Consider the following 16,051-nt stretch of genomic DNA (forward strand, 5'->3'; position numbering starts at 1 on the left):
TTACTATCTGTGAAGATAGAACTTCTTTGCCTTCCATCTTTCAAAATCGCCTTACGAGAAACCGGTTTACTAAACCGGTTTCTGACTCTAGCTTGGTACTCGGAGGCACAATGGCGACCATTCGCGACGTCGCGCGGGAGGCGGGTGTTTCACCGGCCACGGTCTCGCGCTACCTGAACGGCAATATCGAGCTGCCGGCGGACACCGCCGGGCGGATCGATGCCGCGTCGAAGCGGCTGGAGTATCGCCCGAACCTGCTGGCCAAGCGCCTCAGCCTCGGCAGCTCCGAGACCATCGGCCTGGTCACGCCCGAGATCGCCAACCCGTTCTTCGCCGCGCTGGCCGCGGCGGCGGAGGCCGAGGCGCGACGCGAAGGCTTCTCGATCCTCTTGAGCAGCACCGGCGGGGACCTGGAGATGGAGGCCGCCAGCATCGACCGGCTGGCGGCGCGCCATGTCGACGGGCTGCTCGTCCTCACCAACCGGGTCGATGACGGGCGCCTGCGCGACCTGATCGACGGGCGCACCGACGTGGTCCTGCTCGACGAGGACGTGCCCGGCGCCAGGGTCACCCGGATCTTCGTCGAGAACGAGGCCGGCGCCCGCGACGCCACCCGCCACCTGATCGCCGCAGGACATCGTCGCATCGCCCATATCGGCGGCCCGGAGCAACTGCTGAGCACGGAGGAGCGGTTCGCCGGCTTCGCCCGGGCGATGGCCGAGGCCGGCCTTTCGGTCGAGGGCGGGCTGGTCCGGTTCGGCGCCTACGAGCGCGATTTCGGACGCGATGCCACCCGCGAGATCCTCGCCAACGGTCGGCCGACCGCCGTGTTCACCGGCAGCGACTACATCGCCGTCGGGGTGCTGCAGGAGCTGGCGGCCCAGGGCTTGTCGGTGCCGGGCGACCTGTCGCTCGCCAGCTTCGACGACATGCCTTTCGCGGACCTCCTCAGCCCGCCGATCACCACCGTGCGCCAGCCGATCGAGGCGCTCGGCCGGCTCGGCATCCGGACGCTGCTGGCGCAGATCCGGGGTGAGGAGGTTCCGCCGATCCAACGCCTGCCCACCGAACTGGTGGTCCGTCGATCCGTCGGACCGCCGCCGGGGCAGGCCAACGCGGCAGGCTGATCGCGACACCTGCCGCCCGGGGAAGAAACGCGACAACAACACGATGCAGAGGAGAGCTTCATGATCCGACTGAACGCACTGATGTCGACCGCGGCGCTGGCCGGCGCGGCGATGCTGGCCGGCGCCGCCCAGGCGCAGGCCGAGACCATCGCGCTGGTGACGATCAACCAGCAGGCCCTGTTCTTCAACCAGATCAACGAGGGCGCGCAGAAGGCCGCCGACGCCGCCGGCGCCAAGCTGGTGATCTTCAACGCCAACAACGTGCCCAGCGCCCAGAACGACGCGATCGAGACCTACATCACCCAGAAGGTCGACGGCATCGTCCTGGTGGCGATCGACGTCAACGGCGTGAAGCCGGCGATCACCGCGGCCAAGCAGGCCGGCATCCCGGTGATCGCGGTCGACGCCCAGATCCCGGACGGCGACAACGCCGCCTTCGTCGGCGTCGACAACCTCAAGGCCGGCGAGGAGATCGGCAAGCATACCGCCGAATATGTGAAGGCGCAGATGGGCGGCAGCGCCAAGCTCGGCGTCATCGGCGCGCTGAACTCCTTCATCCAGAACCAGCGGCTGGACGGGTTCAAGAAGGCGCTGACGGCGTCGGGCGTGACGGTCGACATCGTCGACACGGTGGACGGCCAGAACGTCCAGGACGTCGCCCTGACGGCGTCGGAGAACCTGATGACCGCCAACCCGGCCATGACCGCGCTCTACGCCACCGGCGAGCCGGCGCTGATCGGCGCGGTCTCCGCCGTCACCAGCCAGGGCCGCACCGGCGACATCAAGGTGTTCGGCTGGGACCTGACCGCCCAGGCGATCGCCGGCATCGACGCCGGCTGGGTCGCGGCCGTGGTGCAGCAGGACCCGGCGACCGAGGGCAAGGTCGCGGTCGAAAGCCTCTTGAAGCTGAAGAAGGGCGAGACCGTGCCGGCGATCATCAACGTGCCGGTGACCATTGTCACCAAGGCCAACGTCGACCAGTTCCGCGGCATGTTCAAGTAACCCGCCGAGGCTGCCCCTTCACCCGAAGGGGCAGCCGCCGACGCAGCGATCAAGCATGGAGGGACCGTTGGACGAACCCGTCCGCGTCCGCATGAGCGGCATCTGCAAGCGCTACGGCGCGATCCAGACGCTCGAGAATGTCGACCTGACCCTGCGCCGCGGCGAGGTGCTGGGGCTGGTTGGCGACAACGGCGCCGGCAAGTCGACGCTGAGCAAGGTGCTGTCCGGCGCCGTGACCCCGGATGCCGGCACGATCGAGATCGACGGCGCCGCGGTGCGCTTCGACAGCCCGGCCGATGCCCGCCGGCACCATGTCGAGATGGTCTACCAGGACCTGTCGCTGTGCGACACGGTCGACGTCGCCGGCAACCTGTTCCTGGGGCGCGAGCCGCGGCGCGGTGCCTTCGGCCTGTCCTTCCTCGACAAGGGGCGGATGCACGCCGAGGCGCGGACGATGCTGGACGGGCTCGGCATCCGCATCCCGAACACCTGGCTGAAGGTCGAGAACCTGTCGGGTGGCCAGCGCCAGAGCATCGCCATCGGCCGCGCCGCCTCCTTCGACCCCAAGGTGCTGATCATGGACGAGCCGACGGCGGCGCTGGCCGTGGCCGAGGTCGAGGCGGTGCTGGAGCTGATCCGCACGGTCAGCGCCCGCGGCGTCAGCGTCATCCTGATCACCCACCGGCTGCAGGACCTGTTCCTGGTCTGCGACCGCATCCAGGTGATGTATGAGGGCCGCGCCATCGCCGAGCGCCGGATCGCCGAGACCAACATCGAGGAGGTCGTCGACCTGATTGTCGGCCGGAAGTTCACCGCCCGCTCGGCCCGCATGGCCGCGGGTCCGGAGGTGCGGGCATGAGCGCGGCGGGGAGCACTGCGATGAGCGAGGACCAGGCCCATAGGGCCCGCGCGGCGAAGGCCGACCGGCCGCCGGGGCTGCGCCACCAGGTGATGGCCAATGGCGGCGTCGCCAGCATCTTCATCTTCTTCCTGGCCGTCTGCATCCTGTTCGGCCTGGTCACGGACAGCTTCCTGACCGAAGGCAACATCCTGAACATCCTGCGGCAGAGCGCGCCGCTGCTGATCGTCGCCACGGCGATGACCTTCGTCATCACCACCGGCGGCATCGACCTGTCGGTCGGCTCGATGCTCGGCCTGGTGGGCGCCCTGTCGGCCGTGGCGCTGCAGGCCGGCGTGCCCTGGCCGCTGGCCCTCGTCGGCCTGGTCCTGCTGGGCGCCGCGATCGGGGCGCTGCAGGGCTTCTTCATCGCCTATGAGGGCATCCCGGCCTTCATCGTCACCCTCGCCGGGCTCGGCATCATCCGCGGCGTGGCCCTCTTGATCACCCAGGGCTATTCGATCCCGGTCGATCCCGGCAGCGCCTTCGTCACCATCGGCCGCGGCTGGGTGGCGGGGCTGCCGCTGCCCGCGATCATCGCCGTCGCGGTGCTGGCGCTCGGCGTGGTGATCTTCACCCAGACCCGGTTCGGCCGCTACGTCACCGGCATCGGCGCCAATGCCGAGGCGGTGCGCCGCGCCGGGGTGAACATCCGGCGGGTGACCCTGCTGGTCTACGTCCTCTCCGGCGCCGCCGCGGCGCTGGCTGCGGTGGTGATCGCGGCGCGGCTGGGCAGCGGGTCGGCCAATGCCGGGGCGGGGTTCGAGCTCGACGTCATCGCCGCGGTGGTGCTGGGCGGCACCAGCCTGTTCGGCGGTCGCGGCACCATGATCGGCACCGTGCTGGGCGCCCTGACCGTGGCGGTGATCGGCAACGGCCTGATCCTGGCGCATATGTCCCCGTTCCTCACCCCGATCATCACAGGCGTGATCATCCTGATCGCGATCTGGCTCAACTTCCGGATCTTCCGGACCACGACCCGCCGCTGAGGCCCAAGATGACAACAGACACCATCGGCGTGCGCTCTGGCCAGGTCATGACCGTGCTGGGGCCGATCCCGGTCGAGGCCATGGGCGTGACTCTGATGCACGAGCACATCCTGCTCGACACCTCCAGCTGGTGGCGCCGGCCCTGCTGCGCCAGCCATATCGCCCTGGCCGAGAAGCCGATCGACATCACCATGATCGGCGAGCTGCGGATGAACCCGTTCCTGAACCGGGACAACTGCTTTCTGCTCGACACCGACCTGGCGGTGGAGGAGCTGGGCAAGTTCGCCGAGCTGGGCGGCGCCACCGTGGTCGACCCGACCTGCCTGGGCATCGGCCGCGACCCGGAGGCGCTGCAGCGCATCAGCCGGCGCACCGGGCTGAATATCGTCATGGGTTCGGGTTACTACCTCGGCCAGTCGCACCCCGAGGAGGTGCGGGCCATGGACGTCGACAGCATCGCCGAGATGATCGTGCGCGACGTCGGCGGGGCGCCGCCGCCGGAGGACGATGACGGGCCGGTGATCCCGGCCGGGCTGATCGGCGAGATCGGCGTCAGCAAGAATTTCACGGCCGAGGAGGAGAAGTCGCTGCGCGGCGCCGCCCGTGCCGCGCGCCGCACCGGCGTGCCGCTGTCGATCCACTTGCCGGGCTGGGAGCGGCTGGCCCATCGCGTGCTCGACGTGATCGAGGAGGAGGGGGCGGATCTGCGGCACACGGTGCTGTGCCACATGAACCCCAGCCACAACGACCTGCCGTACCAGAGGGCGCTGGCCGACCGCGGCGCCTTCCTCGAGTACGACATGATCGGCATGGACTACTACTACGCCGACCAGAAGGCGCAGTCGCCGAGCGACGAGGAGAACGCCCGGGCGATCGTCAGCCTGATCGAGTCCGGCCATGCCGACCGGCTGCTGCTGTCGCAGGACGTGTTCCTGAAGATGATGCTGACCCGCTACGGCGGCTTCGGCTACGGCTACATCCTGAAGCATTTCGTGCCGCGGCTGCGCCGGCACGGCGTCGATCGCGCCACGATCGACCGGCTGCTGATCGACAATCCGCGGCGCGTCTTCTCCGCCGCCCACAACACCAAGGCCTGACCTATGGCGAAGCACAAGATCCTGCTGGCGGGTGAATCCTGGGTCTCGACCGCGACCCACATCAAGGGGTTCGACCAGTTCCCGACCGTGACCTACCACCAGGGCGCGGAGCCGCTCTTGGACGCGTTGAAGGACTCGCCCTTCGCCATCGACTACATGCCGGCGCATCTGGCGCAGCGCGACTTCCCGCAGTCGATCGAGGGGCTGCAGACCTATGATGCGGTGATCCTGTCCGACATCGGCGCCAACACGCTGCTGCTGCATCCCGACACCTGGGTGCACAGCAAGCGCACGCCGAACCGGCTGAGGCTGCTGCGCGACTATGTCCGCGGCGGCGGCGGCCTGCTGATGTTCGGCGGCTATTACAGCTTCCAGGGCATCAATGGCGGCGCCCGCTTTCACAAGACCGCGGTGGAGGAGGTCCTGCCGGTGGAGATCCTGCCGGTCGACGACCGGGTCGAGGTGCCGGAGGGCTTCGACCCGAAGCTGGTCGCCGACCACCCGATCCTGGCCGGGCTGCCGGCCCCCTGGCCGGCGCTGCTCGGCTTCAACGAGGTCAGGCCGAAGCCGGGCGCGCAGGTGCTGGCCACGGTCGGCGCGGAATACGGCGACCTGCCGCTGCTGGTGGTCGGCGAATATGGGCAGGGCCGCACCTTGGCCTGGACCTCCGACATCGGCCCGCACTGGCTGCCGCCGGACTTCGCCGCCTGGGACGGCTATGGCCGTCTGTGGTCGCAGGCCCTGGCGTGGACGATCGGGAAGGGCTGAGCCGCCGGTGCCGTCTCCCTTCCCCTTATTGTCATGCCCGGGCTTGACCCGGGCATCCAGGGAATGTCGATGCCGCTCTGGGTGGCCCCTGGATTGCCGGGTCAAGCCCGGCAATGACAGTGGAGGAGAGGAATTGGCTCTGATACGCCGGGCATCACCATGACCATCCATGTCGTCGGCAATGCCTGTCTCGACACCCTCTACCGGCTCGAACGCTTCCCGGAGCCGGGGGAGACGATCGTGGCTGACGGCATGGCAGAGGATCTGGGCGGGAAGGGGCTGAACCAGGCGGTCGCCGCGGCCCGTGCCGGCGCCCGGGTCTGCCTGTTCGCCGCCATCGGCTCCGACCGGCCGGGCGAGGCGGTGGCGGAACGGCTGGCGGCAGAGGGGATCGACGCCGCCGGGCTGGTCCGGCTCGATTGTCCGACCGATCGGTCGATGATCCAGGTCGACGCCGCCGGCGAGAACACCATCGTCAGCGTCACCGGCTGTGCCGACCGCTTCGCCCCGCCGCAGGGCACCGATCTGGACGGCGCGCTCCAGGCCGGTGACCTGCTGCTGATGCAGGGCAATCTGCGCATCGCGGCGGTGCGGGACTGTTTCACCCTGGCCCGAGGGCGCGGCATCGGCACTGTGCTGAACCCGTCGCCGATCCGCGACTCCTATGCCTCGGTGTTGCCGCTGACCGACCTGCTGGTGGTCAACCGGGGCGAGGCCTGCCGGCTGGGTGGCGACCCCGATCCGCACCGGGCGGCGCAGACCCTCCTGCGCCGCGGCGTGCCCATGGTCGTCGTCACCCTCGGCGCCGCCGGGGCTTCGGTGCTGACGGCGGAGGGCCGGCAGGACCATCCGGCGCCGACCGTGGCGGCAATCGACACCGCCGGCGCCGGCGACCTGCTCTGCGGCGTGCTGGCCGGGCTGCTGGACCTCGGCGAGACGGTCGAAACGGCCCTGCCGGCCGCCATCCGCGCCGCGGCCATCGGCGTGACCCGCCCGGGCGTGCTGTCGTCCTTTCCAAACCGGGCGGAGATCGAGGCGATCCTGCCCCTGGCCCGAGGAGGGGCCGAGCGATGACCGAGACCAAGCCCGTGGCTGAGAACCGTGGCCATGCCATCCGCGACATCTTCGGCCGGACCAAGGCGGTGATCGGCGTCGTCCACCTGCTGGCGCTGCCCGGCGCGCCGCACCACCGCGGCGGCGGGGTCGAGGCGATCACCGACCGCGCCATGGCCGACGCCGAAGCCTATCTCGCCGGCGGCTGCGACGGGCTGATCGTCGAGAACCACGGCGACATCCCCTTCGCCAAGCCGGACGACATCGGGCCGGAGACGGCATCGCACATGGCGGTGATCGCCGACCGCATCCGGCGGCAGTCCGGCAGACCGATCGGCATCAACGTCCTGGCCAATGCCGCGATCCCGGCCTTCGCCATCGCCTGCGCGGCCCAGGCGGCCTTCGTGCGCGTGAACCAATGGGCCAACGCCTATGTCGCCAACGAGGGCTTCGTCGAGGGCGAGGCGGCACGGGCCCTGCGCTACCGCGCCCGGCTGCGGGCCGACGGCATCCGCGTCTTCGCCGACGCCCATGTCAAGCACGGCGCCCACGCCATCACCGGCGACCGCCCGGTGGAGGAGCTGGCGCGCGACGTGGAGTTCTTCGACGCCGATGCGGTGATCGCCACCGGCCAGCGCACCGGCCACGCCGCCGATCTCGACTATATCCGCACCATCGCCGGCGCCACCACGCTGCCCTCGCTGGTCGGCAGCGGCGTCACGCCGGAGAACGTCAACGCCATCCTGGGCGTGGTCGACGCGGTGATCGTCGCCAGCACGCTGAAGCGGGACGGGGTGTGGTGGAACCCGGTCGACCCGGCGCGCGTCCGCAGCTTCATCGCCGGCATCGACCGGTGACGGCGGCGATGGCTCCCCGGATTGATCAGGCACGGCTGCTGCGGCGGCTGGACGAGCTCGCCGCCTTCGGCGCCACCCCGGCCGGCGGCGTCGACCGCCAGGCGCTGTCGGAGCCGGAGATCGCGGCCCGGAGCTATGTCCTCGATATCGCCGCGGCGCGCGGCTTCCGCAGCTTCGTCGATCCGATCGGCAACCTGTTCCTGCGGCGCGAGGGCATCGACCCGTCGCTGCCGCCGGTCGTCGCCGGCAGCCATCTCGACAGCCAGCCGCGCGGCGGCCGCTATGACGGCGCGCTCGGCGTGATGGCGGCGCTGGAATGCCTGGAGGCGATCGACGATGCCGGCGTTGCCCACCGCCCGCCGGTCGAGGTGGTGGCCTGGACCAACGAAGAGGGCAGCCGCTTCGCCCCGGGCGCCATGGGGTCGATGGCCTATAGCGGCGCCCGGCCGCTGGCCGAGCTGCTGGCCAGCCGCGACGCCGAGGGCATCGCCGTCGCCGACGCCCTGCCGGCGATCCTCGCCGCCACGCCGGAGGCGGCGCCGCGGCCGCTCGGTGCGCCGCTGGCCGCCTATCTCGAGCTGCATATCGAGCAGGGACCGGTGCTGGAGGCGGAGGGCATCCCGGTCGGCATCGTCACCGGCATCCAGGGCGCCCGCTGGTTCGAGGTGACGGTCGCGGGCGAGGCCGGCCATGCCGGCACCACGCCGGAAGCCTTCCGCAAGGACGCCTTCGTCGCGGCGCAGCGGATCGTGGCCGAACTGCGCGCGGCGCTGGCCGACCGGGACGACCGCACCCGCTTCACCATCGGCCGCTTCGCCCTGCATCCCGGTTCGGTCAACACCATCCCGGCCGAGGCGGTCTTCTCGATCGACCTGCGGCATCCGGAGGAGGACCGGCTCGACGAGCTCGAAGCCGCGGTCCGGCGCATCGTCGCCGAGCGCGCGGCGCCCTGCCGGGCCGCGATCCGGCCGCTCCTGACCATTCCCGGCCGGCGCTTTCCCGACCGGATCACCGGGCTCTGCGCCGAGGCGGTGCGCGACTGTGGCCTGCTGGAGCGGCGCCTGGTCTCCGGTGCCTTCCACGACGCCCAGTTCATCGCCGGGATTTGCCCGTCCGGCATGATCTTCGTCCCCTGCCGCGGCGGCATCAGCCACAACGAGGCGGAGCATGTGGAGCCGGAGCATGCCGTCGCCGGGGCCCGCGTGCTGCTCGCCGCCCTGCTGCGGTTGGCGGCGTAGACCGTCCTCCTGACGCCGTCAGGGTGCCGCCTCGGCGAGGCCGATCCGGATGCGGCGGTTGTGGCGGCCCTTGTTGTCGACCTTGAGGATCCGGATCGGCCCGGACCGGCCGGTGGAGGCCAGATGCGTCCCGCCGCAGGCCTGGCGGTCGAGCCCGGCGATGTCGACGATGCGGATCAGCCCGTCCGCGGTCGGCGGCGGCGTCACGGATTTTGAGCGGATCAGCCCCCGCGTGTTGTGGGCCTCGGCCAGCGGCACATAGTCGTCGCGCACGGCGAGATCCTGGCGGACGAGGTCGTTGATCTCGGGCTCGAGCGCGCGCAGCCGGTCGTTGTCCGCGTCCGGCAGGTCGAAATCGAGCCGGGCCGTCCCATCGGCGCCCAGTTGCGCCCCGGTGACGAGCGCGCCGTCGAAATGCCGGAACACCAGCGCGTTCAGGATGTGCGTGCCGGTGTGCAGCTCGCTCATCATCCGGCGGAAGTCGGGGTCGACCGCGGCCTCGATCGGGCCGGCCATCTCGACCGCGGGGTCGTCCAGCAGGTGCCAGACCTTGCCGCCGGCGGGTTCGAAGCCGGCGACCGCGACCTCGCCGCCCCGCCAGCGTAGCGTGCCGCGGTCCGGCAATTGCCCGCCGCCGCCGGGATAGAAGGGGGACCGGGCCAGCAGCACCCGGCCGGGGCGTGCGTCGATCACCTCGGTCTCGAGGACGAGGTGGTCCGGGTTCTCGTGATAGAAGGAGCGTGCCATGGCAGACGACCTGATGAAGGGAACGCAGGCAGTCTGGCGCGGGCGCGGCCGCCGCTATTGGTGGAAATCGAGGTTTCGCGCTGTGCGGATGGCATGGCCCCGCTGCCGCCCGGCATGATCAAATCCTGGGCAGTCCGCTGCCCGATTGATCTCCGGCTGGCCGCGCGCCTGCGGCCTCGCCGCGGGCCTTGACCGTCCAATTATGATGCATCAAACATGATGCGCCAATGGCACGGGATTTGCACAGCCTGACCTCGGGCGGCGGGACGGGTCCGGCCGCTCGGGGCGTCGCAGTCTGCGGCGGCCGGCCAGCAGCAGGGGAGGCGATCGAAGAATGGATATCCATGGCCTGACACGGCGGCATCTGCTCGCCACCGCCGGGGCGGTCACGCTCCTGAGCCTCGCCGAGGCCCGGGCCCAGGGCGTGGCGCCCAAGGCCGGCGGCACGCTGACCACCGTGATCACGCCGGAGCCGCCGCTGCTGGTGCCGGGCGTGAACAACCAGGGGCCGACCCTGATCGTCTCCAGCAAGATCTATCAGGGGCTGATCGGCTACGCCCCCGACCTGTCGCCCCAGCCGGCGCTGGCGAAGAGCTGGGAGCTGTCGGACGACAAGCTGACATACACCTTCCACCTGCAGCCCAACGTGAAGTTCCACGACGGCCGGCCGATGACGGCCGACGACGTGATCTTCTCGATCATGAAGTTCCACATGGAGCTGGCGCCCCGCGCCCGCGGCGTGTTCTCGAAGATCAAGGCGGCGGAGGCGCCGGACCCGCAGACCGTCAAGCTGACGCTCGATTCGCCGTTCGAGCCGTTCCTGCTGATGTTCGACGTCACCACCTGCGCCATCGTGCCGAAGCACCTCTATGACGGCACCGACTACCGCAACAACCCGGCGAACCAGCACCCGGTCGGCACCGGCCCCTTCGCCTTCGACGCCTGGCAGCGCGGCAGCTTCATCCGGCTGAAGAAGTTCGCCGACTACTGGAAGCCCGGGCAGCCCTATCTCGACCAGCTGATCTACCGGATCGTGCCGGACAGCCAGAGCCGGGCCCTGGCGCTGGAGACCGGCCAGGTCCAGATGACCCAGTTCAACGACATCGAGCCGTTCGACGTGCCGCGGTTCCAGCAGCTGCCGACGGTGATGGTCGAGACCACGGGCTGGGAGTATTTCGCGCCGCTGATGTGGCTTGAGCTCAACAACCGGGTGAAGCCGCTCGACGACGTCCGCGTGCGGCAGGCCATCAGCCACGCGCTCGACCGCGACTTCATCGTCAAGCGGCTGTGGTTCGGCGTCGGCAAGCCGGCGACCAGCCCGGTCGCCTCGGCCACCCGCTACCACGACCCCGACGCGAAGCTGCAGGCCTACGACCTGGAGGCGGCGGCGAAGCTGCTGGACGACGCCGGTCTGAAGCCCGACGCCAACGGCGTGCGCTTCACCATCAAGCACCTTGCCATCCCCTATGGCGAGATCTGGTCGCGCCTGTCGGAATACATCCGCGCCTCGCTCGGCAAGATCGGCATCCAGGTGGTGCTGGAGACGACGGACGCCGGCAGCTGGGCCAAGCGCGTCGGCGACTGGGACTACGAGACGGCGATCAACTTCGTCTACCAGTACGGCGACCCGACGCTGGGGGTCGAGCGCACCTATGTCAGCAGCAACATCAAGAAGGTGACCTTCGCCAACACCGAAGGCTACTCCAACCCCGCGGTCGACAAGCTGTTCGAGACGGCGCGCCTGTCCGGCGACCCGGAGGAACGGAAGCGTGCCTTCTATGAGGTCCAGAAGATCCTGACCGAGGAGGTGCCGGTGGTCTGGCTGATGGAGATGAGCTTCCCGACCATCCACGACCGCCGGGTGAACAACCTGATCACCACCGGAACCGGCGTGCACGCCTGTTTCGACGACGTCTTCATCGCCTGACCATGGCGCGGCTCCTGCTCCTGCTCGGCCGGCGCCTGGTCAAGATGGTGCTGGTCGTGCTGGCCGTCGCGGTCGTCAGCTTCCTGCTGATCCACGCCGCCCCGGGCGACCCGGCCAGCGTCATCGCCGGCCAGTCCGGGGCGGCGGACCAGCAGCTGGTCGACCAGCTGCGCCAGCAGTTCGGCCTCGACAAGCCGCTGATCACCCAGCTCGGCATCTATCTCGGCCATGTGGCGCAGCTCGATCTCGGCTTCTCCTACCCGCAGCAGCGCAGCGTCGCCTCGCTGATCCTGGAGCGGCTGCCGGCCACGCTGCTCCTGACCGGCACCGCCTTCCTCCTGGCGCTGCTGGCCGGCGTGGTCGCGGGCGTGGTCGCGGCGCGCCATGCCGGGCGCTGGCTCGACAGCGTGGTCACCGTCGTCGCGCTGTGCTTCTACGCCACGCCCATTTTCTGGGTCGGGCTGATGCTGGTGCTGGTGTTCAGCGTCTGGCTGAACTGGCTGCCCAGCTTCGGCAGCGAGACCGTCGGCGCCGACCTCACCGGCTTCGCCGCCGTCCTCGACACGCTGTGGTACCTGACCCTGCCGGCGGTGACGCTGGGCCTGTTCTACATGGCGGTCTATGCCCGCATGACCCGCGCCTCGATGCTGGAGGTGGCGGATCAGGACCATATCCGCACCGCCCGTGCCAAGGGCGTGCCGGAAGGGCGGATCCTGCGCCGCCACGTGCTGCGCAACGCGCTGCTGCCGATCGTCACCCTGGCCGGCATCCAGGCGGGCCAGCTGGTCGGCGGCGCCGTTTTGGTCGAGACGGTCTTCGCCTGGCCCGGCATCGGCCGCCTGGCCTTCGATGCGCTGATGGCGCGCGACTATCAGCTGCTGCTCGGCGTCTTCCTCTGCACCTCGGTGCTGGTGGTGCTGTTCAACCTGGTGACCGACCTGCTGTATCTGGTGATCGACCCGCGGGTGGAGGCGGTGTGATGGCCCGGGCCTTCCTGCGGAACAAGGGCGCCATCATCGGCCTTCTCTTCCTGGTCGCGCTCGGCCTCATCGCCGCGCTGGCGCCGGTGCTGTTCCCGTTCTCGCCCTGGGACATGCAGGGCGCGCCCTTTACCCCGCCGGGCGAGGACCAGTTCCTGCTCGGCACCGACTCGCTGGGGCGCGACGTCGCCGCCGGCATCGCCTACGGCGCCTCGGTCTCGATGCTGATCGGCGTGGTCTCGACCCTGGCCGCGGTCGGCATCGGCGTGCTGCTCGGCGCGCTCGCCGGCTATGCCGGCGGGCGGATCGACGATCTGATCATGCGCTTCACCGAGATCTTCCAGACCGTGCCCGGCTTCGTCCTGGCCATCGTCGTGGTCGCGATCCTGACCCCCAGCCTGGGCTCGATCGTCATCGCCATCGCCGTGGTCTCCTGGCCGCCGGTGGCGCGGGTGGTGCGGGCCGAATGCCTGTCGCTGCGCAGCCGCGAATTCGTCCAGGCGGCGGAGGTGCTGGGCCGCTCCCACGCCGCCATCATCTGCCGCGAGATCCTGCCCAACGTCGCCTCCTCGGTGGTGGTGCTGGCCAGCCTGATGGTGGCGACCGCCATCCTGCTCGAATCCTCGCTGTCCTTCCTCGGCCTCGGCGACCCGAACCTGATGTCCTGGGGCTTCATGATCGGCAGCGGCCGCAGCGTCATCCGCCTGGCCTGGTGGATGAGCGTCTTCCCCGGCGTCGCGATCTTCCTGACCGTGCTGTCGCTCAACCTGGTGGGGGAGGGGCTCAGCGACGCCCTGAACCCGCGCCTGGCGAGGACCCGGCGATGAGCCTGCTCGAGATCACCGGCCTCACCGTCGCCCTGCCGCCGGGCGGCGACCGGCCGAACGCCGTGTCCGACGTGTCGCTGACCCTGGCGGCCGGCGAGATCCTGTGCATCGTCGGCGAGAGTGGGTCGGGCAAGTCAGTCTCGACCGCCGCGGTCACCGGCCTGCTGCCGAAGCAGCTGCCGGTGCGGTCCGGCCGCATCCTGTTCGAGGGGCGGGACCTGCTGGCGATGAAGCCGGAGCAGCTGCGCGCCCTGCGCGGCGCCCGCGTCGGCATGATCTTCCAGGAGCCGATGACGGCGCTGAACCCGCTGATGCGGGTGGCCGACCAGATCGCCGAGGTGCTGCAGGTGCACGGGGTACGCCCCGGCAACCGCGTGGCCGAGCTGATCGCGGCGGTCGGCCTGCCCGATCCGGCGCGGATCGCCCGGTCCTACCCGCACCAGCTGTCCGGCGGACAGCGCCAGCGGGTGATGATCGCCATGGCCCTGGCGCTGGAGCCGGCGATGCTGGTGGCGGACGAGCCGACCACGGCGCTCGACGTCACCACCCAGATGCAGATCCTGCGCCTGATCCGGTCGATCCAGCGCCGGCGCGGCATGGGGGTGATCTTCATCACCCATGATTTCGGCGTGGTGGCCGAGATCGCAGACCGCGTCGCGGTGATGCAGCACGGCCGCATCGTCGAGACCGGGACGGCGCAGGAGGTGCTGAACGCGCCCGCCCATCCCTACACCCGCGCGCTGATCCGCGCGGTACCCCGCTTCGAGGGACAGGCACCGGGCGGCGCGGCCGTCGGATCGGAAATCCTGGTCGCGGCGCGCGGCATCCGCAAGACCTACCGCTCGCACGGCCTGTTCCGCCGGCCGGCGACCAAGGCGATCGACGGCGCCACGATCGAGATCCGGCGCGGCGAGACGCTCGGCCTGGTCGGCGAGAGCGGCTCGGGCAAGTCGACACTGGCGCGGACGCTGGTCCGGCTGGTGCGCCCCGACGACGGCAGCATCGTGTTCGATGGCGCCGACCTGCACCCCCTGTCGCGGGCCGGCTGGCAGCCCTATCGCCGGCGCATCCAGATGGTGTTCCAGGACCCCTTCGCCTCGCTCAACCCGCGGCGGCGGGTGGGCGAGATCATCGCCGAGGGGCCGATCGCCCATGGCGTGCCGCGGGCCCAGGCCGAGGCGGAGGCCTTGGCGCTGCTCGACCTGGTGCGGCTGGACCGCGCCGCCATCGGCCGCTACCCGCACGAGTTCTCCGGCGGCCAGCGCCAGCGCATCGGCATCGCCCGGGCCCTGGCGATGAAGCCGGAGCTGCTGATCGCGGACGAGCCGGTCTCGGCGCTCGACGTCTCGGTCCAGGCCCAGGTGCTCGATCTGCTGCGCGATCTGCGCCGACGCCTCGGCCTGTCGATGCTGTTCATCACCCACGACCTGCGCGTCGCGGCCCAGATCTGCGACCGGGTCGCGGTGATGCGCCGCGGCGAGATCGTGGAGCAGGGCGACATCGCCGCGGTCTTCGCCGCCCCGGCCCATGACTACACGCGCGAGCTCTTGGACAGCATCCCGGGCCGGCACTGGACGCCGCCGGCCCTGGCGATGGAGCCGGCGGCATGAGTGCGCCGACCGTCCTCCTGCTCTCCACCACCCTCGACCTCGGCTACCTGGTCGACCCGATGCGCGCGGCCCTGCCGGGCGCCGATGTCCGGCTGTGGCCGGACGCCGACCCTGAGGCAGTGGAGATGGCGATCTGCTGGCGGCCGCCGGCGGGCGTCCTGGCCGGGATGCCGCGGTTGCGCCTGATCCATTCGATCGGCGCGGGGATCGACCACATCACCGCCGACCCGGACCTGCCCGACCGGCCGCTGTGCCGGATGATCGACGACGGCATGGCCGCGGGGATCCGCGAATACGTGCTGTGGTCGGTGCTGTACTTCCACCGCGACTTCGACCTCGCCGCGCACCAGCGGGCGCAGCGGCTGTGGGAAGCGCGGGCGCCGGTCCCGGCCGCCGACTGGACGGTCGGGGTGCTGGGGCTCGGCGCCATCGGCCTCGGCGTCGCCGCGGCGCTGCGCGACCTCGGCTACCGGGTGCGCGGCTGGTCGCGCACCGAGAAACGGGTCGAGGGCGTGGAGTGCTTCGCCGGGGCGGAGGGGCTGGCGCCCTGCATCGAAGCCTGCGACGTGGTGGTGTCGATCCTGCCGCTGACGGCGGATACGCGGCGCCTGTTCGACCGCGAGGTGCTGTCGCGGCTGAAGCCCGGCGCGGCCTTCGTCAATGTCGGCCGCGGCGAGCAGCTGGTGCTGGACGACCTGCTGGGCCTGATCGACGAGGGGCATCTGCGCGGCGCCGTGCTCGACGTCTTCGAGGTCGAGCCGCTGCCGCCCGAGCACCCTGCCTGGCGGCATCCGGCGGTGGTGGTGACGCCGCATATGGCGTCGCGCACCGACCGGCGCGACATCGCCCGTCAGGCGGCGGAGAATTATCGCCGCGCCATCGATGGACAGCCGCTGATCGGGCTGATCGAACGCGAACGAGGCTATTGAGG

Annotated in this window: 15 protein-coding genes; 14 read left to right on the top strand and 1 reads right to left on the bottom strand. The window is 70.5% G+C overall.

Going from position 1 to position 16,051, the window contains the following annotated elements; translation table 11 throughout:
• Positions 1 to 110 precede the first annotated feature (110 nt).
• From ACFW16_RS15880 to ACFW16_RS15920, 9 genes are all read left to right on the top strand, one after another.
• Positions 111 to 1,127: a LacI family DNA-binding transcriptional regulator gene (locus ACFW16_RS15880; protein WP_380306599.1), complete on the top strand. Its 1,017-nt coding sequence runs from the start codon at positions 111 to 113 to the stop codon at positions 1,125 to 1,127.
• A 60-nt stretch (positions 1,128 to 1,187) separates the two neighbouring features.
• Positions 1,188 to 2,129 carry a substrate-binding domain-containing protein gene (locus ACFW16_RS15885; RefSeq protein WP_380306601.1) on the top strand — a complete coding sequence of 314 codons (942 nt, stop codon included), beginning with the start codon at positions 1,188 to 1,190 and terminating at the stop codon, positions 2,127 to 2,129.
• Between the two features lie 67 nt (positions 2,130 to 2,196).
• Complete coding sequence (locus ACFW16_RS15890) at positions 2,197 to 2,988, top strand: ATP-binding cassette domain-containing protein (RefSeq protein WP_380306603.1); 792 nt, start codon at positions 2,197 to 2,199, stop codon at positions 2,986 to 2,988.
• A 20-nt stretch (positions 2,989 to 3,008) separates the two neighbouring features.
• Positions 3,009 to 4,016, top strand: coding sequence for an ABC transporter permease (locus tag ACFW16_RS15895; protein WP_380306605.1), 1,008 nt, complete (start codon positions 3,009 to 3,011; stop codon positions 4,014 to 4,016).
• 8 nt (positions 4,017 to 4,024) lie between these two features.
• On the top strand, positions 4,025 to 5,113 hold the full coding sequence (locus tag ACFW16_RS15900; RefSeq protein WP_380306607.1) for a phosphotriesterase: 1,089 nt from the start codon (positions 4,025 to 4,027) through the stop codon (positions 5,111 to 5,113).
• A gap of 3 nt (positions 5,114 to 5,116) precedes the next feature.
• Positions 5,117 to 5,881, top strand: coding sequence for a glutamine amidotransferase (locus ACFW16_RS15905; RefSeq protein WP_380306609.1), 765 nt, complete (start codon positions 5,117 to 5,119; stop codon positions 5,879 to 5,881).
• Positions 5,882 to 6,040: 159 nt separating this feature from the next.
• Positions 6,041 to 6,955: a PfkB family carbohydrate kinase gene (locus ACFW16_RS15910; protein WP_380306611.1), complete on the top strand. Its 915-nt coding sequence runs from the start codon at positions 6,041 to 6,043 to the stop codon at positions 6,953 to 6,955.
• The gene (locus ACFW16_RS15915; protein WP_380306613.1) at positions 6,952 to 7,791 is read left to right on the top strand and encodes a BtpA/SgcQ family protein; all 840 of its coding nucleotides are present in this window, start codon (positions 6,952 to 6,954) and stop codon (positions 7,789 to 7,791) included. Before ACFW16_RS15910 ends, ACFW16_RS15915 begins: the two co-directional genes overlap by 4 nt.
• 8 nt (positions 7,792 to 7,799) lie before the next feature.
• Complete coding sequence (locus ACFW16_RS15920; protein ID WP_380306615.1) at positions 7,800 to 9,029, top strand: M20 family metallo-hydrolase; 1,230 nt, start codon at positions 7,800 to 7,802, stop codon at positions 9,027 to 9,029.
• 18 nt (positions 9,030 to 9,047) lie between these two features.
• Here the strand turns inward: ACFW16_RS15920 and ACFW16_RS15925 are convergent, their stop codons facing one another.
• The gene (locus ACFW16_RS15925) at positions 9,048 to 9,776 is read right to left on the bottom strand and encodes an alanyl-tRNA editing protein (RefSeq protein WP_380306617.1); all 729 of its coding nucleotides are present in this window, start codon (positions 9,774 to 9,776) and stop codon (positions 9,048 to 9,050) included.
• A 334-nt stretch (positions 9,777 to 10,110) separates the two neighbouring features.
• Here ACFW16_RS15925 and ACFW16_RS15930 point away from each other — a divergent pair, with 334 nt between their 5' ends.
• From ACFW16_RS15930 to ACFW16_RS15950, 5 genes are read left to right on the top strand one after another with little or no spacing between them, the layout of a single operon-like run.
• On the top strand, positions 10,111 to 11,703 hold the full coding sequence (locus ACFW16_RS15930; protein WP_380306619.1) for an ABC transporter substrate-binding protein: 1,593 nt from the start codon (positions 10,111 to 10,113) through the stop codon (positions 11,701 to 11,703).
• A 2-nt stretch (positions 11,704 to 11,705) separates the two neighbouring features.
• Positions 11,706 to 12,683, top strand: a complete 978-nt coding sequence (locus ACFW16_RS15935) for an ABC transporter permease (protein WP_380306621.1) — start codon at positions 11,706 to 11,708, stop codon at positions 12,681 to 12,683.
• Positions 12,683 to 13,510: an ABC transporter permease gene (locus ACFW16_RS15940; protein WP_380306623.1), complete on the top strand. Its 828-nt coding sequence runs from the start codon at positions 12,683 to 12,685 to the stop codon at positions 13,508 to 13,510. Before ACFW16_RS15935 ends, ACFW16_RS15940 begins: the two co-directional genes overlap by 1 nt.
• Positions 13,507 to 15,120, top strand: coding sequence for an ABC transporter ATP-binding protein (locus ACFW16_RS15945; protein WP_380306625.1), 1,614 nt, complete (start codon positions 13,507 to 13,509; stop codon positions 15,118 to 15,120). Before ACFW16_RS15940 ends, ACFW16_RS15945 begins: the two co-directional genes overlap by 4 nt.
• On the top strand, positions 15,117 to 16,049 hold the full coding sequence (locus tag ACFW16_RS15950) for a 2-hydroxyacid dehydrogenase (RefSeq protein ID WP_380306627.1): 933 nt from the start codon (positions 15,117 to 15,119) through the stop codon (positions 16,047 to 16,049). Before ACFW16_RS15945 ends, ACFW16_RS15950 begins: the two co-directional genes overlap by 4 nt.
• Positions 16,050 to 16,051: the final 2 nt, after the last annotated feature.

It is taken from the genome of Inquilinus sp. NPDC058860, assembly GCF_042743185.1.
GTDB lineage: Bacteria > Pseudomonadota > Alphaproteobacteria > DSM-16000 > Inquilinaceae > Inquilinus.

Coding starts and splice junctions, on each gene's coding strand:
- ACFW16_RS15880 (WP_380306599.1), top strand. CDS start 111: ATGGCGACCATTCGCGACGTCGCGCGGGAGGCGGGTGTTTCACCGGCC.
- ACFW16_RS15885 (WP_380306601.1), top strand. CDS start 1,188: ATGATCCGACTGAACGCACTGATGTCGACCGCGGCGCTGGCCGGCGCG.
- ACFW16_RS15895 (WP_380306605.1), top strand. CDS start 3,009: ATGAGCGAGGACCAGGCCCATAGGGCCCGCGCGGCGAAGGCCGACCGG.
- ACFW16_RS15900 (WP_380306607.1), top strand. CDS start 4,025: ATGACAACAGACACCATCGGCGTGCGCTCTGGCCAGGTCATGACCGTG.
- ACFW16_RS15905 (WP_380306609.1), top strand. CDS start 5,117: ATGGCGAAGCACAAGATCCTGCTGGCGGGTGAATCCTGGGTCTCGACC.
- ACFW16_RS15910 (WP_380306611.1), top strand. CDS start 6,041: ATGACCATCCATGTCGTCGGCAATGCCTGTCTCGACACCCTCTACCGG.
- ACFW16_RS15915 (WP_380306613.1), top strand. CDS start 6,952: ATGACCGAGACCAAGCCCGTGGCTGAGAACCGTGGCCATGCCATCCGC.
- ACFW16_RS15920 (WP_380306615.1), top strand. CDS start 7,800: ATGGCTCCCCGGATTGATCAGGCACGGCTGCTGCGGCGGCTGGACGAG.
- ACFW16_RS15925 (WP_380306617.1), bottom strand. CDS start 9,776: ATGGCACGCTCCTTCTATCACGAGAACCCGGACCACCTCGTCCTCGAG.
- ACFW16_RS15930 (WP_380306619.1), top strand. CDS start 10,111: ATGGATATCCATGGCCTGACACGGCGGCATCTGCTCGCCACCGCCGGG.
- ACFW16_RS15935 (WP_380306621.1), top strand. CDS start 11,706: ATGGCGCGGCTCCTGCTCCTGCTCGGCCGGCGCCTGGTCAAGATGGTG.
- ACFW16_RS15940 (WP_380306623.1), top strand. CDS start 12,683: ATGGCCCGGGCCTTCCTGCGGAACAAGGGCGCCATCATCGGCCTTCTC.
- ACFW16_RS15945 (WP_380306625.1), top strand. CDS start 13,507: ATGAGCCTGCTCGAGATCACCGGCCTCACCGTCGCCCTGCCGCCGGGC.
- ACFW16_RS15950 (WP_380306627.1), top strand. CDS start 15,117: ATGAGTGCGCCGACCGTCCTCCTGCTCTCCACCACCCTCGACCTCGGC.